9 protein-coding genes are annotated in these 16,199 nt (G+C 53.4%); 1 reads left to right on the top strand and 8 read right to left on the bottom strand.

What is annotated here, in order from left to right:
- Positions 1-105: 105 nt before the first annotated feature.
- On the bottom strand, positions 106-2,172 hold the full coding sequence (locus tag EC843_RS20715; protein ID WP_064542221.1) for an AsmA family protein: 2,067 nt from the start codon (positions 2,170-2,172) through the stop codon (positions 106-108).
- A gap of 65 nt (positions 2,173-2,237) precedes the next feature.
- Positions 2,238-3,011, bottom strand: a complete 774-nt coding sequence (gene pdeH / locus EC843_RS20720; RefSeq protein WP_064542219.1) for a cyclic-guanylate-specific phosphodiesterase — start codon at positions 3,009-3,011, stop codon at positions 2,238-2,240.
- Positions 3,012-3,243: 232 nt separating this feature from the next.
- On the opposite strand from pdeH, the gene EC843_RS20725 reads away from it, so the two are divergent.
- The gene (locus EC843_RS20725) at positions 3,244-4,176 is read left to right on the top strand and encodes a sugar kinase (RefSeq protein ID WP_133522999.1); all 933 of its coding nucleotides are present in this window, start codon (positions 3,244-3,246) and stop codon (positions 4,174-4,176) included.
- Positions 4,177-4,865: 689 nt separating this feature from the next.
- Here EC843_RS20725 and EC843_RS20730 read toward each other — a convergent pair.
- The 6 genes from EC843_RS20730 to EC843_RS20755 form a co-directional block, all read right to left on the bottom strand.
- Positions 4,866-6,353: a pitrilysin family protein gene (locus EC843_RS20730; RefSeq protein ID WP_064542213.1), complete on the bottom strand. Its 1,488-nt coding sequence runs from the start codon at positions 6,351-6,353 to the stop codon at positions 4,866-4,868.
- A 217-nt stretch (positions 6,354-6,570) separates the two neighbouring features.
- A complete protein-coding gene (locus EC843_RS20735) occupies positions 6,571-7,857 on the bottom strand; it encodes a dicarboxylate/amino acid:cation symporter (protein ID WP_064542210.1) in 1,287 nt (428 codons plus the stop codon).
- 181 nt (positions 7,858-8,038) lie between these two features.
- Positions 8,039-10,033 carry a biofilm formation regulator HmsP gene (gene hmsP, locus EC843_RS20740; RefSeq protein ID WP_064542208.1) on the bottom strand — a complete coding sequence of 665 codons (1,995 nt, stop codon included), beginning with the start codon at positions 10,031-10,033 and terminating at the stop codon, positions 8,039-8,041.
- Between the two features lie 840 nt (positions 10,034-10,873).
- On the bottom strand, positions 10,874-11,869 hold the full coding sequence (locus EC843_RS20745) for a glycosyl hydrolase family 8 (RefSeq protein ID WP_064542192.1): 996 nt from the start codon (positions 11,867-11,869) through the stop codon (positions 10,874-10,876).
- Positions 11,870-11,878: 9 nt separating this feature from the next.
- Entirely contained in the window at positions 11,879-12,346 is a 468-nt protein-coding gene (bcsD, locus tag EC843_RS20750) for a cellulose biosynthesis protein BcsD (protein ID WP_064542188.1), read from the bottom strand.
- Positions 12,347-12,348: 2 nt separating this feature from the next.
- Positions 12,349-16,197 (bottom strand): cellulose biosynthesis protein BcsC, encoded by a 3,849-nt coding sequence (locus EC843_RS20755; RefSeq protein ID WP_133523000.1) that lies wholly within the window; start codon positions 16,195-16,197, stop codon positions 12,349-12,351.
- Between the last annotated feature and the right edge of the window lie 2 nt (positions 16,198-16,199).

Consider the following 16,199-nt stretch of genomic DNA (forward strand, 5'->3'; position numbering starts at 1 on the left):
CGCGACATAAACACGCTGTCGCCTGGTGAACGGAACCTTCTCCGGCTCGGCAGGAACCGTCCCTCAAAGATGTGTATAAGAGACAGCCTGGGTGAGGGGGAAATGTCACTTCCTCATCTGCCCCAAAATACGGCTGCACTGATTGCCGCCATCTTCGGAAGGCGAGATCATCGCCAGCAGTGCGGCGGCTGGCGTCACCAGCGTTGCCAGTGCCGCAGCCACCGCGCCACGGGCAATCAATGGGCCGGGTTTCACCCCGGCATCCGGGTTCTTAAACGTGCCGCGCACATAAAGTGGCGAGCGCAATGTCAGAATTCGCACCCCTTTGCTTTCAGGATCAATGGTTAAATCGAGCCGTTCGCTGGCAAAGTTGGTGGTGCCGGTGACGTTGATCAGCGCGTTTTCGGTATCAAAGGCAAAAATACGTGGCGTCGCCACGCCGCCGCGTAAATCAAGGTTCGCCGCCGCACAGTTAATCCGCACTTCATCATCACCAAAGATTTGCCCGACGACGTAGTTCCCGACGTTCAGGCCGACAATTTCCATCAGGTTGCGGCTGATTAACCCGTCGTTCATCAGCAATTTCAGGTTGCCATCGCTGCTGCCCAACAGCTCCGCAATGGAGTTACCACGACCCCGCAAATCCGCATCACCGTTCAGTTCCCCGAGGGTTTTCTGCATCGATTCCACTTTTGGCATCAGCTGTTTGAGCTGCAAGCGACGCGCCTGAATATCCGCTTCTCCGCGCATCGGCTTCTTGTTGCCATCAAGGTGAATGTTGGCGCTGATGGTGCCGTTCGCCATGCCGAATTTTAGCGGTTGCAGGCGTAAGTCGGCATTTTTAAGGATCACATGCGTGGTGAGATTGCTGAGCGGCAGCGTGCCGCTGTGTTCGATGCGCCCGCCTTTAAAGCGCACGTCAGCATCCATTACGTCCCACTTGGCGGTTTCGAAACGGTCATACGGCAGAACTTTGTCGCCCGGCTGCACGGTTTTCTCGCCTTTGGCTTGTTCCGCCTTTTTGCTTTGTTGCGCGCCCTTGCCGGAATCCACGCCAATCAACGGGCCTAAATCGGCCAGCCGAAGCTGTTTAGATTCAAGGTCGCCTTCCAGTTTCGGCCGCGGTTTGCCTTGCGAATAAGTGAGCGAGCCATGAATGTCGCTGTCGCCAATACGTCCGTTAAAGTTCTGATAGCGGAACACCGAGCCTTTTTCTGCATCGATTTTTGCCAGTAAATGCCCGTCAGTTTCAAACGGTGGCGTATCCGGCAATAACACACCGGTCAGATCGTAGAGGTTGCCCAGCGAATCACCGGAGAACTTCAGTTGCAGGTCGACACCACCCATTTTCATCGGGTCGTTGATGGTGCCGATAAACGCCACGCGTGAGTTACCAGAATGCACGTCGGCCTGCACCGGAAAGGCGGTTTCGCCTTCGCTGCGCAGCGCTAACATACCGCCAATTTTACCGGAGCCTTCTATCGGCTCGCCGTTGTAGCGCCCACGAACTTTCAGGCCAAAGACATAATCTCCGGCTTTTGCGGCATCTTTGCCTTTGGGTTTGTGCCCTTGTATTTCACTAAACGGTAACGGTTTGCCAAGTGGATCAACGAGGATTTCCATCTCTGCTTTAGTGAGTTTGTCGTTAATAGCGATGCGGCCTTTATCGAACAGAATATTGTCCATTTTGAACGACCACGCTGACGGCGGTTGATTGGGATCTTGCGCTGCGCTACTGGCGAGGTTGAACGTCCAGTTATTGTTTTTTTCCGACAGCCGAATGATTCGCACATCGGGCTGAACCAGCTTGATCCACGGGATATAAACGGTTTTAGTGAGCAGCGTGAGAGGTGCAAGCGTGGCATCTACGCGCGGCAGATGCACCATAGTGATTTCAGGAATATCCGGCGGGTTGCCCAGAATAATATCTTCGGCGTGAACATGCGGCCACGGCACCCAACTGCGCCAGCCGGTTTCTTCTTTGTTACGCTCCCATACCACGCCTAAATCGCCACGAATGGCGAAGGGCCGATTCAGCTCTGTCGAGACTTTTTGGTTGATAGTCGGTTTGAGCCGATTCCAGTCGAACGTCGCAATCACAATGATTGCCACCACAACCAACAACAATAAACCCCCGACGACACCGCTGGCGACCTTTCCAGTTTTAGTCATGCCTTTTACCTTCTCCTGATGTGGCTCGCTTTAACTAAAGATAGTTGAGCGTGACCAAAACGGCATCAGGACAGGCGAGTTAGTACGCTCTCTAACTGTTCAAATGGAACGGGACGGGAGAGGAAATAGCCTTGTGCCGCAAACGCGGGGGAGTTTTGCACAGCGCGCCATTCCGCTTCAGTTTCGACACCTTCGACGATGACGCCTTTACAATAGCGATTCATCAATTGCAGCAACATGTTGAATAAATTCCGGCCTTCGTCGCTGGTGCGCAGCATGATGAACAAGTCACGCGCGACTTTGATGTAGTCGTAGTGCATCTCGCTTAAAGCAGAAAAGTTGGCAACACCGGTGCCGAAATCGTCCAGCCACAGCGGGCCGAATTCGTGCATTCCTGCCAGTGTCACGGCTTGCGGTTGGGTGATGTGCTCCACCAGTTCAAAGCGCACCCACGGCATTTTGTTGATAAGCCTTAGAATCGACTGATGATGCTTCATTGCCACAAGAGTCGGGCCATCGACATTCACCGACGCTAAAATGCCATAGCCAAGGAAGATGGATTCCCAACTGCGCAGCAAATTGAGTTGCTCTTCGATGACCATCAAGCGCGTGCGACTGGAGACAGATGAAAAGTAGCGATCCGGGGCAATACGCACCTCCGGCTCATCCGCGTGCGTGACCACCGTCAGCAGTTCTATCGCCATTAATCGACCATCGATTTTGTAGATCGGCTGGAAGGTGTACTGCCGCTGGCACTGCAACCAGAACCGCCGCTCCTGCAAACTTTCGACACTCGCCTCAAGCGTATTCAGCCGGTGAGTGATCTGATTAAACTTCATCATGTACGTCCTGTTTACCTTGATAACTCGGATGGCCCATCGTCAAGTTATCGGCGTAGCGCATGAGAACTTTATGTTCGCTTTGAGTACAACCTTAATGAAAGAGAGTTGGTTCACATTGGCAATAAACTGCCTTAGCTCAAAGTTTTCCGAAACATCGTTTTAAATTGTTTGACTCGTTTTTAGCCGACCAGCAAACTAGCGGTAATTTCATCAATTCAGGTTTACTGCTATGCCAACGCGCAAAATCGCCGTTATCGGTGAATGTATGATTGAACTGTCGCAAAAAGGTGCGGAAGTTAGCCGCGGCTTTGGTGGCGACACCCTAAATACTTCCGTTTATATCGCCCGCCAGGTCGATGCAAACGAGCTAGAAGTCCATTACGTCACGGCTTTGGGTGAAGATAACTTCAGCCAACAAATGCTCGACGCATGGCAGCAAGAAAACGTTCACACCGAGCTGACACAGCGCCTGGAGCACCGTTTACCAGGCTTGTATTACATCGAAACTGATTCAACCGGCGAGCGTACTTTCTATTACTGGCGTAACGAAGCCGCAGCCCGTTTCTGGCTGGAGAGCGAGCAAGCTCAGGCGATTTGCGCAGAGCTGGCTCAGTTCGATTACCTGTATTTAAGCGGGATTAGCCTGGCAATCCTCAACGCGGCGAGCCGTGAAAAGCTGATGGCGCTGCTGACTCAGTGCCGCGCTAACGGTTGCAAGGTTATCTTCGATAACAACTACCGTCCGCGCCTGTGGGCCAGCCGTGAAGAGACGCAACAGGTTTACCAGCAAATGCTGACCTGCACTGACATCGCGTTCCTGACTTTGGATGACGAAGATTTGCTGTGGGGCGCGAAGCCGGTTGAAGAAGTGATTCACCGTACTCAGGCAGCTGGCGTGCGTGAAGTGGTCATCAAGCGCGGCGCAGAGTCTTGCCTGGTGGCGATTCAGGGCGAGCCGATGTTAGAAGTGCCAGCGGTAAAATTACCGAAAGAAAAAGTTATCGATACCACAGCGGCTGGTGACTCTTTCAGCGCGGGTTATCTGGCGATACGTTTGACTGGTGGTAGTGCTGAAGAAGCGGCAAAACGCGGGCATTTGACGGCGAGTACCGTGATTCAGTATCGCGGGGCGATTATCCCGAAAGAGGCGATGCCTTCTTAAGGCAACCCTCACCCGGCCCTCTCCCTGTGGGCTGTCTCTTGTACACAACTCATCCTGGCTATCTTGTCAGGGTGAGATCTGTAAGCCTCGCTTATTTTCCGTTCACCCGTGCGTTCAGTTATCTCTTTAATTACAGAAAACGGTGAACGTATCAAGGGGTTTACGCCAACCCCTTGATAATCCAGGCGCCCGGCAAATCAATCGCCGCTAACGCGGTAAACACCGTTTTTCACCCAACATTCGGGGTCGTTCGCGATTCGTTCCCGACGATCGCTCTCTCACGTGGTTCCAGACCACGTGACCCCGACTGAAGGGTAAAAAACGGAGCGATTGAAGCCGGGGACAAGGTCAAAACCGGTCTGGCTTTTGACTTTGAATTTCGGGTCCGGCTTAAATCGCCTCCATTTTGACTCCAGGTGGCAGGGTCCAGCCGTCGGGAACGGCTGGAGGGCGCGATCGTCTGGAACGAATCGCAACCGACCCTGACACGGAGGCAAAATGGAGGTTTACCGCTTGCGGCGATTTATTTGCCGGGAGTCCGGGTTCTTAGGGTGGCGACGGTGGCCACCCTAAGACGTTCACCGGTTCAGTCGCGACATAAACACGCTGTCGCCTGGTGAACGGAACCTTCTCCGGCTCGGCAGGAAGCGCCCCTCAAAGATGTGTATATGAGGGAGAGGGCTAGGGCGTTACTGCGCCTGCGGCGTATCCGAAGAAACTTCCTGCTTAGGTTCATCAGTCAGCGGCAGTGCTTTAGCTGGCACCATCACCTTATCCCACGTCGCTTGCAGATCCTTCATGTTGAACTCAGGTTCGCCTTTTGGCTGCAACAGCACTAAAGCCATTTCTTGCGACAGTTGCTGGCGTAAATCCTGGTTCAGCGAGCTTAATGTCAGGCTGTTCAGGAAATCCCCGCGCAGTTTCTGATACTGTTCCGGAGCGATATCGACCACCTGGTTTTGCAGCGAACGCATACGCTGGCTGATCAACACATCGGTGTCGGTACGCGCGTAAGTGGCAAACAACTTGGCAAGTTCCGCTTTTTTCTGCGCAATTAACCCATCAAACTCTTGCTGCGACAGCCCTTTATCACGCACGTTAACCAGCTCTTTGCTGACGCTCGCCAAATTCGCATTCAGTCTATCGTTAGGTGACGCAAGGTTGATGCCGCACTGCGCACGCTGATACAACACGCGACACTCGAAGCTCAGGTTAAGATCCTTGATGTTCTGCTTGCTAAGGTTCTGCTGCACATGCCAGAACAGAGCCTCACGGGCGAGATCGGCACGCCAGTAACGCAGCATCGCAGACGATTCACGAATAGGCTGCCAGGCGTTGTCCCACATCAGTGAGAGCCTGTCCTGGCTCACACTGTCAGTCATTAAACTCACAGGAACACGCTTGAGCGGAGAAAGAGTCGCAACCGGAGCAGGCGTTTCACGTTTGCCCGTCAGGGTGCCAAACGTTTTATTGATTTGATCGGCAACGCTACGGCTATCGACGTTACCCACCACAATCAAGGTCATCGCATCCGGGGTGTACCACTTCTTGTAGAACTCGTTGAGTTGTTCGTTATCAACCGGCTGCTTGAGATCTTCTGCCGGGTCATGGCCCAACAGCGAGGAACCTTGCAAGCGATAGCGCCACCAGTTGTCTTTGGTGTCCATCGGCCAGGTTGTCACCATATCCTGAGTTTGCAGCGCAACGTTCACCGTTTCCGGGGTGATCGACGTTTTACCGGTGGTTTCCGCCAGATAAGCTATCGCTTCTTTGAGTAAATCATTGCGGTTATTAGGCAGGCTAAGATTAAACAACGTGAAGTCATACGAAACAACGGCTGGAGGCAGCGGACGCTGCGGGTCCACACTTTGCTGCCATAGTGAACGTACCTGCAATGGCTGCAAGCTACCGTTTTGTGTCAGTGCCATGCGCGGTAAGAAATGGCTAAAGCCGCTCTGCTGGGTGGTCTCATTCAATGAGCCGGTATTCACCAACAGACGAATTTCAATACGATCGCTTGGGCGTTGAGGTGTGGCCAGGACTTGCCATTGAAAACCATTGGCCAGCGTACCTTGCTGCCAGGCTGGATCGGGCTGTAGTGCTTCTGCCTGCACATTACTGGCGGCGGCGACCAACAGCAATCCGCCAGCTAAGAGTCGAATTTTGGTGCCCTGCATGTTAACCCCTGGAAAAACAATCCTGATTAAAAAGTGTAATGGCGACAAAAGATTACGCAAAAAAGCCGCCACGGTGATAATTCACCACTCCGTTTGACCGCATCTTCGCGCAAACGTCACTTTTAAAATGAAAAAAAACGCCAAAAATTTTGGCTCAAGGGTCAATTATGCGCAGTAGCCCACAGCGAGGGCAAGTCGCCGTGGGCAATTGAGGGGATTAAGAAGAGATTTCGTTCACTTTTTTCGCAGAGTTTGGATTATTGAGCGTTTCTACCAGTTGCTTCTCATCCAACTGTTTCACCCACTTCGCCACGACAACCGTTGCCACGCCATTACCGACCAGGTTTGTCAGCGCACGCGCTTCAGACATAAAGCGGTCGATACCGAGAATCAACGCCAGACCCGCAAGTGGCAAATGGCCCACCGCTGAAATGGTTGCCGCCAGCACGATGAAACCACTCCCTGTCACACCTGCAGCGCCTTTAGAGGAGAGCAGCAACACCACCAATAGTGTGATTTGATGGACAATATCCATATGGGTGTTGGTGGCCTGCGCGATAAACACCGCTGCCATGGTGAGATAAATTGAGGTGCCATCGAGGTTAAACGAGTATCCGGTTGGAATCACCAGCCCGACTACCGACTTACGGCAACCGAGTTTCTCCATTTTATCGAGCATTCTTGGCAGAGCGGATTCAGACGAAGAAGTACCCAGTACGATAAGCAGCTCTTCTTTAATGTAACGGATAAATTTGAAGATGCTGAAACCTGTCACCCGCGCGATGCTGCCCAACACCAGCACCACAAACAGGATACAGGTGATGTAGAAGCAGATAATCAACTGGCCGAGCTGCACCAACGAGCCGACGCCATATTTACCAATCGTGAACGCCATAGCACCGAAAGCACCGATTGGCGCGAGGCGCATGATCATGTTGATGATGCCGAAAATGACCTGCGAGAAGCTTTCAATCACGTTGAAAATCAACTGGCCTTTTTGACCAAGACGGTGCAGTGCAAAACCAAACAGTACCGCAAACAGCAGCACTTGCAGGATATTGCCACTGGCAAATGCGCCAATCACGCTACCAGGAATCACATCCAGCAAGAAGGCCACCACACCTTGTTGTTGTGCCTGTTCGGCATACATGGCGACAGCTTTGGCATCAAGCGTTGCCGGGTCGATGTTCATCCCAGCCCCTGGCTGGACGACGTTAACCACGATCAGGCCGATGATCAGCGCGATGGTGCTGACCACTTCGAAGTAAAGCAGTGCCACAGCGCCCGTGCGCCCCACGGCTTTCATGCTTTCCATGCCTGCAATGCCGGTGACGACCGTACAGAAGATAACCGGCGCGATAATCATTTTAATCAGTTTAACGAACGCATCGCCGAGCGGTTTCATCTGCGCGCCTAATTCCGGGTAAAAATGACCCAGCAGGATACCGATGGCTATCGCCGTAAGGACCTGGAAGTAGAGGCTTTTAAAAAGAGAGAGTTTCATAGCGTGTCCTTGAGAGGTAGATATTCCGCAGTACCAGGATTTAGGTAGATGACCTCGGCCTGCGGAAGCAAAAATACCACTCTCAAAAACGCTCAGAAGTGACACAGCGCTTATTTGTAAACAAAATTGTTAAATAATTGAGCTGACTCGCGCCAGCCCAATAACATTTGCAACAACTAATTTACTGATTAGCGCTGGATAAATACCTGGCATCAAACTCTTTAAGAGTCAGTGCCCTGGAGAAAAGATAACCCTGAGCAATGCTCACACCGGCGTTCAACAACCAGTCGCACTGCGCCTGGTTTTCAATTCCTTCCGCCACCAGTTTCAGACCCAGCGTGTTCGCCATACCGATAATCACCCCCGCCATGGTGTTATCTTCCGGCAAGCCATCCACAAAACTCTTGTCGAGCTTCAGCACATCCACCGGCAACGATTTCAGGTGATGTAAATGACGCAGGCTGGCATAACCCATGCCAAAATCATCCAGTGCGATGCGCACCCCTGCTTTGCGCAACGGACGCAAAATACTGACCGCTTTTTTCGGATCATCAATATTATGACTTTCCGTGACTTCCAGAATTAACATCCCTGGCTGGATACGATAGCGCGCCATTAATTCCAGCAGTGACGAACCCATTTCCTCGTGCAGTAACTGATGCGCAGAGATATTCACACACAGCGGCATGGTGACACCCTGGCTTTGCCAGCCCGCCAGCACACGGCAAGACTCTTCAAGGATCCAGTTACCAATTGTGAACATCAAACCGCTATCTTCGATACGCTCAATCAAGCCTTCCGGCAAACCCCAGCTACCATCAGGCTGCTGCATGCGCAGTAAAACTTCCGCGCTGACGACTTCACGGGTGCGCAAATTGACCTGCGGTTGTAGCCAAATAGCAAACTGCTGGTTTTCTAATGCCGTCAGTAAATCCTGCTCTTGCGTCAAATAGCGTTGCGCAATGGCCATCTGTTCAGGGTCAAAGAATTGAATCTGATTTTTGCCATGGCGACGGGCAGAAAACGCGGCGGAAACGGCGCGGCGATACAGCTGTTCTGCGGTCAAACCCCCGTGATACATCGCAATGCCGATGCTGGCCGTCGGTTTGAGGGAAATCGAGTGAATCGGTAACTTTTCGTTCAGCACCGCGAGAATTTGCTTCGCCAGTGCCATTGCCTGCCAGGCATCCTGAACGCCATGGGCAATAATGCCAAAATCGTTGCCGCTGAGCTGCGCCAGCACCATATTCGGTGGCAGAACACCTTTAATTTTCTCGACCAGCGTCAGCAGCAGCATTTCACGCTGCTCCTCGTTCAGCACCCCGGCAGTATCCTGCAAAGTTTCGCTGGCAATCACGATCAACGCATTCTTGTTATCGCTTGCCGTTAGTTGTTCAAGCAACGCCAGTAACAACGCCTTATTTGGCAACTCGGTAACTGTGTTTCGGGTGCTCATCGCGCTCATTTCTTCATGTAAGCGCTGCGACATTTGTTGATTACGGTTATAGCTGCGCACCAGCATGCCTATCTCATCATCGTGGTGAAGAGGAGGTAGATTGAGTTGATGGTTCGCCGCATCGTGCGGGGTTAAACTATCGAGCTCACGGGCAATTTTACGCAGTGGATGAACAATCAAACGGTTTATCGACCAACTGATCGCAACCGACAAAATGAGCGCCAGCAGCAGATATGTCGTCAGCAACGTCGAAATCGTACTAATGATGAATTTGTACATCCGCCAGGAGTCAGCTTGCAGCACAAGATAAGCCAGCGGCTGCGGATTTGCCGGGCGTTCCAGTGAATAAAGCGGTAGGGATATTTGAACCGGGAGTTCGAACAGGCGTGCAATCCAGACGGGAATCGGGCGTTCCGGGGTAAATCTTTGGCGCAACGCCTGGAATTGATTCGGCAGTACTACATCCGCCCGGCTGATAATGCCAGAAGGTTGAATTTGACTCAGGATGTACTCAGCCTGGGGAATATCCGCTTTCAGGATAGCTTCAGACAGCGGAATACGCACCGAATGGGCGATTTTCTCCATCTGGCTTGCTGTGTCGTAGCGGCTTTGCTGCACAAAGTGAAAAAGCTGCACCACGATAAAAATAAAAATAAACAGTAAAGCAACGGCTGACACCATTGCCATCTGTTTAATCGTTAATGAACGACTGACTCGCAAACTGACACTCCGCAAAAACTAAGCCCTAAATAGACATGGCTGAGTATACTGCATTGTGGTGGGTTTTAGGCTTGAGAAACCGAATCTGCATGCAGCGTGGTATGGATGCTGGCGGTTTTTTTCGGTGCTGCCAGATTGCGGGGGGGAATTTTGGAAAGCGCCTCGAGAAAACAACCCTCGTCCAGGCCTTCTCCCTGAGGACTATCTCTTAGTCACATCTTTGAAGGGTGTTTCCTGCCGGTTCGAAGAAGGTTCCGTTCACCAGGCGAAAGTGTATTTATGTCACCACGGAACCGGTGAACGTCTTAGGGTGGCCACCGTCGCCACCCTAAGAACCCGGACTCCCGGCAAATAAATCGCCGCAAGCGGTAAACCTCCATTTTGCCTCCGTGTCAGGGTCGGTTGCGATTCGTTCCAGACGATCGCGCCCTCCAGCCGTTCCCGACGGCTGGACCCTGCCACCTGGAGTCAAAATGGAGGCGATTTAAGCCGGACCCGAAATTCAAAGTCAAAGGCCAGAACGGTTTTGACCTTGTCCCCGGCTTCAATCGCGCCGTTTTTTACCCTTCAGTCGGGGTCACGTGGTCGGGAACCACGTGAGAGAGCGATCGTCGGGAACGGGTCGCGAACGACCCCGAATGTTGGGTGAAAAACGGTGTTTACCGCTTTAGCGGCGATTGATTTGCCGGGCGCCTGGATTATCAAGGGGTTGGCGTTAACCCCTTGATACGTTCACCGTTTTCTGTAATTAAAGAGATAACTGAACGCACAGGTGAACGGAGAATCAGAGAGGCTTACAGATCTCACCCTGACAAAATTGCCAGGGTGATGGCAAAAAAATCACCGTACCGACAACGCCACCAGCATCTTCAAACTCGCAGAATAATAATCCTCCTGCGCCGTAATTTGCGGCTGTGCAACGCTCCCCGGCTGGAACACTAAATCACGCACCGCCAGTAACCCGCCATCCATCATATACGGCGCGGTATCGCCAGTGGTGACGTTCACCCAGGCTGGTGTTTTCTCACGTGGATAACGCCCCCACCAGGTTTTATAAGCCTGTAACTCTGGGCTGCTGTGATTAAACCAATACACATACAGCGGAACGCGAATCGCATCGTAGCTAAAGCGCGCTGGCCATTGTTTTGCCGGAACAGTACGCCCATCGGAATACAATGAAACCCAGTCAGACGGGAGCTGAGGCTCGCCAAAGTGCATTTTCCCCAACAGTTTCTGCCCATCGTTAATCAAATCCGTCCACACCGTTAAATGGCTGCGGTTAGCGAAATCCTGCCACGCCGGGAAGATAAAGTAAGAGGGGTTGAGATTCACATAACTGTTGAGGTTAAAACCGTTAGCGCCAGGTAACATCACCTGGTAACCGGCAAAACGGATAACGTTGTGGGCAACCAACGCCTTAGTGATGGCATCTGATTCTTTCAGATAATCGGGGTTCTGCCACTTGTTGCCCGCTTTTAACAGCGCCCACGCGATAAAAGTATCGCCATCGACGGCGTTGTTTTTATCGGTGATCGGTTGTGCTTCAACGGGGTTATATCGCCAGTAGAACAGACCATTATCGGGGTTTTTCAGCGTTTTTCGCGTCCAGTTCCACATTTTATCGAAACTGGCACGGTCGTCGTTAGCCACGGCCATCATCATGGCAAAACCCTGGCCTTCGGTGTGGCTGACGTTTTTATTCCCGGTGTCGACAATGCGGCCATCGGGCATTAAAAAACGGGATTTATAGCTATCCCAGGCAGTGTCAGCCAGCGCTTGCTGGCAGAAGAACAAGGCAACAACTGCCACTATCAGCGTTTTGCATCGCTGCAACATCAAAGCACCTCATCGACTATTTTGATATCGAAAGTGTACCACTGTTGCTGACGGTGAAGACTCGCGCCACAGCGACACATGCGGTTTACCGCCCTGATCGCGTAACCAACGAGCGTAGACACCTTCCAGAACAGCGCTAAATGCGTGACTCCAGGAAACTTGCTGCGCTTCGTCTGCGGGAACAGGTAAAGCCATGTGGCGAATGAGCATCGCCGTTTCGCTGGCTTCGATATCAATATAGCCCCAGTTGAAACGGGCGAGCTGAACATTTATCTGTGATTCGAGTTCGCCCACAGTTCGCGCTAATGCTAATGGGTGACGTGCCGCCAGCGTGTCACCCATTTGCATCAGAAACGGGCGGCTTTCTTCTTCACCCGCATTCGCCACCATGCTATCAATCATGATGTGGAGCAAAGAGAACCAGCCCGGTTGGGTCTGCTGATTCTGAAAGTACTGCAACAACTGCGCGTCATTCATGATTAATTATTCCCCAGCAGGTAACGGAAGTAGAGCTGTGCGGTACTTTCGTTGTAATCACCAAAGGTGTCATAACCCACCTGACCACCAATCGTCATGTCTTTGTTAACTTTGTAATCGGCTGCGGCACGCAGATTATAGCCAATGCCGCTTTCGCTACTGCCGCTGTACCACGCTTCTTTCGCAAAGCCGTTGGCGACGTAATTTTCCAGTTGCGCCTGCATCGCCGAATCGGTCGGGAAGTACGGGCTTTGATTCTGGCTATAGGACTGATAACCCAACGATGCGCCCACCGACATATCCCAGTTATTAAACTTCTGGGTGTAATCCACCGGGAAGGAGACGCTGATATAGTCTTGCGGGCTGAAGTAACCGCCTTGCCCATAGCTGAAATAGCTGAGGTTTTTCGAGAAATCCATATACGTCATGCTGATACCGGTTTTCAGTTCGCGGTCATCAGCATGGAACGGGCGAATATAAACGCCAGCATTCCCGGTAACATTGCCGTTGCTCGGTACGTTTTCGCCAATGTAGTTATACAAACCCACACCCGCGTAGAAACCCGCATCGCCATCGTCGTAGCTCAGTTGCGCGCTACCGCCGTTCTTGGTGACCTGGCCCCATTTTTTGCCGCTGTATTTGTCTTCCACACCGACATAAGAAAGCAGGCTGTCGACCACGGCACGTCGTTCGCCGGTCAGAATCAATTTCAGGTAATCGGTTAATTGTGGCGACCACTGCACACCACCGACCACGGTATTTAAATCCTGGCCTAACGGCGTGGAGCCCACGTCGAGTTTGTACTGTTCGCCGGTTAACGCCATCCCAACTTCCACACCCGCAGCACTTTGCGAGCCTTGTGAAGGCACTTTTATCTTGTCGATATTTGGCAGTTCTGGCGGCGTGGTGGTCGAGGCGTTATACAGCTCCTCGCCAACCTGCCCCTGAATCAACGCGCCGGTACCAAAGCGGCGACTGGATTCGTCAGACGAGCTGCCCGCATTCAGGCTGATTGGCGTAACGTTAAGATCTAAACGTGAGTCGCCAAACGGCACCGTCGACCACTGCAATGGCGCTTTGATTTCGGTGAGTTTACTCAGACCGCTTTCGCCATCTCGCCCACGCACAGCCACCGCACCACGCGCCCAGGTGGCGGTTTTGTCGGTCAGCTGTTCCATCATGTTATCCACCTGGCGCAAGGTGCCTGCCTGTGCCGTCTCGACCGGCAGATCGGTACGCGTGGTACCCGGCGGTGCGGTTTGTGGATTACGCGCCAGCTGTGCGACTTGCCACGGCATCGCTTCGCCATACAGCGAGTTAGCGGCGGTGGCTTGTGGGGCGACGGAGGTTTTCGGGGTGAACGGGTTATCGGCTAATGCCAGGCCTCCGAGCGTTGGCGCGGTTCCGCTTTCGGCTCCTTGCAGGCCAAGCAGTTTGCCACGCGCGGTGCGCAGGTAGCCCATCGCCTGCTGGTGGTTGCCATCGGCTTCGGCCACGCGCGCCAGTAACAGCAGGCGATCCGGCGTTTCATCGTTGCGCAACCCGGTGGCCAGCTGTTTCGCTTTATCGACGTCTTTACTGGCGAGCGCCACGTCGATGGCACCCGCGCGCGCATCTTGTTGCGGCGTGTCACGCGTCATCAGGTAGTCGTAAACCACGCCCGCTTCTTTGTTCATTTTGCCGGACTGATACAGACGCGCCATCGCAAACATCAGGTCGGTGTTTTGCGGGTCGTTCTGCATCGCGCGGATAAGTTTATCGTACGCCGCCGCATAATTGCCCTGGGTACGCAGTTGGTCAGCTTCGTTGATCACGTAGCCATTGCGAACGCTGGCAAGCTGCGTTGGTGTGCTGCGCGACTGCAATTCTGGATTCGCCAGAAACGCCTGCGCTTCACGCCCCAGCCCGGCCTGGTTCAGCACTGCAATCTGGTCGCCATAATCACCGGCGTTGCCCTGCACGCCACGGCGCATATTGTCGCGCACAATCGTTACCGCCGTGCTGACATCGCCGGTTTGCGCCAGCATTTTTGCCAGTTTTCCCGCATCTGCCGGGCTTTGCGGCGGGCGCATCGCCAGCGCTTTTAAGGTATTCGCCGCCGCCACCGTATCGCCCTGCGCGAGGTAGCGTTCCGCTACCGACATTTGCAGATTGTAGTTCACACGTGCCGCAAGGCTGCGCATGTCGCTGGTCTGGCTGGACGCGGGAATACGCGACAATAAAGTTTGTGATTGCTGCCAGGCATTGTTTTCGCTGGCAAACAATGCCCCCGCGTACAGTTCTGTATTGGAGGCGTTTGGCCGGAAAGAAGCCGCCATCACATTGCTGGCTTCGTCACGACGCCCCTGTTTCTGGAGCTGGCGCGCTAAATCAAGACGCAGCCACGGGTCGGACGGATAACGCGCCACGCCCTGCTGCAAAATAGCGATGGCTTGTTGCGGGTTGCCATTTGCCGCGGCCTGCTGTGCCTGGCGGCGCAGCGGATCGGCTGGATTACCGCCAGAAACGCGCGGCTGCAATTTGGCCTGCAAACTGGCAGGCAGGGTTTGCAGCATCGCTTGCGCTTCGGCGGTTTTATTCTGCTCACGCAACACGTAATAGAGGTTTTCGCGCGCGGCACCATTATTCGGTTGTTCGCTCAAAATACTGCGTAAAGTCTGCTCTGCCTCGGCGTAATCTTTGTTATGGCGCTGGACATCCGCACGGAATAACTTCGCAGCATTTCCACGTTCACCGCTTTGCTGCGCCAGAGGTGCGCTGAGCGCCAGGGCCTGGCTAATATTGCCCTGTTTGAATGCTGCCTGAGCGCTCGCCAGTTGCCCGTAAAACTCGGCGTCATCGGCTTGTTGTTTGCGCTCGCCAGATTGATCGCCACCCTGCCTGGCGGCGCGATTCAGGTATTCTGCGGCGGCGGTGTAATCGCCTTTACGCTGCGCGATGTAGCCCATCCCGGCCAGTGCATCGGCGTCTTGCGGGTTGTTTTGCAGCACTTGTTCAAACTGGTTTTTTGCCACTTCGGTGTTGCCGCTATTGAGCGCGTTAAACCCTTCGCCTTTTGCGGCACCGCCAACACTTTTACGGTAGTGCTCTTGCACCACCGTATCTTTCGGATGGCGTTGCAGGAAGGTTTGATAATACTGCTCGTCGCTGGCAGTTGGGCCGAGCCACAACAGCGCCTGGCGCAAGGCTTTATCGGCATCCTGGCTACCGCTCGCCATATTTTGCAGGATGTCCATGCCTTCACGACGCGTGGCATCCTGGTAGGTCAGCACTTTACCAAGCGCAATACGCCCGCCGTTGTCCTGCGGATTTTGCGCGGCAAACTGGCGTAAACCAGCCACCGCTTGCGGATACAGCGATTTGTCGCCCGCCATCGTCAGGTAATATTCTGGCGCGAGGCTCGGCGGCGGCTGGTCGCCATTAAACAAACTGCGCCAGGTGGCGAGCGCGGCGGGAATATTGCCGCTGCGCGCCTGCTGACGCGCTAAATCCAGCTGCCCACGCGGGATTTGCTGAATCTGTTTAGCGTTATCCAGCGCCTGCAAATTACCGTCTTGTGGCGAAACAGAAGCCAGGCGTTCGCGCCATTGGGCGGCACCTTTAATATCCCCGGCTTGCTGTGCCCACAGCGCCATCAGGTACATCGCCTGGGTGTTATTGGCATCAACCATCAACACTTTCTGCAACGCGTCTTTTGCCAGCTCGTCATGTGACTTTTCATGCCAGTAATTGGCCTGGTCAAACAACGCTTTTAACGCCGGGTTGTTTTCCGCAGCGGTCGCGCTAAACGCCAGGCCGCCAAAGAAGCACAGAGTTAACAAGCGGCGGGCGTTTTTGTTTTTATGACTCATTG

It is taken from the genome of Buttiauxella sp. JUb87 (genome assembly GCF_004361975.1).
GTDB classification, from domain to species: domain Bacteria; phylum Pseudomonadota; class Gammaproteobacteria; order Enterobacterales; family Enterobacteriaceae; genus Buttiauxella; species Buttiauxella ferragutiae.

What these genes read in the sequence shown, in the direction of transcription:
- EC843_RS20715 (WP_064542221.1), bottom strand. Translation starts at nt 2,172, where the DNA reads ATGACTAAAACTGGAAAGGTCGCCAGCGGTGTCGTCGGGGGTTTATTG.
- pdeH (WP_064542219.1), bottom strand. Translation starts at nt 3,011, where the DNA reads ATGAAGTTTAATCAGATCACTCACCGGCTGAATACGCTTGAGGCGAGT.
- EC843_RS20725 (WP_133522999.1), top strand. Translation starts at nt 3,244, where the DNA reads ATGCCAACGCGCAAAATCGCCGTTATCGGTGAATGTATGATTGAACTG.
- EC843_RS20730 (WP_064542213.1), bottom strand. Translation starts at nt 6,353, where the DNA reads ATGCAGGGCACCAAAATTCGACTCTTAGCTGGCGGATTGCTGTTGGTC.
- EC843_RS20735 (WP_064542210.1), bottom strand. Translation starts at nt 7,857, where the DNA reads ATGAAACTCTCTCTTTTTAAAAGCCTCTACTTCCAGGTCCTTACGGCG.
- EC843_RS20745 (WP_064542192.1), bottom strand. Translation starts at nt 11,869, where the DNA reads ATGTTGCAGCGATGCAAAACGCTGATAGTGGCAGTTGTTGCCTTGTTC.
- bcsD (WP_064542188.1), bottom strand. Translation starts at nt 12,346, where the DNA reads ATGAATGACGCGCAGTTGTTGCAGTACTTTCAGAATCAGCAGACCCAA.
- EC843_RS20755 (WP_133523000.1), bottom strand. Translation starts at nt 16,197, where the DNA reads ATGAGTCATAAAAACAAAAACGCCCGCCGCTTGTTAACTCTGTGCTTC.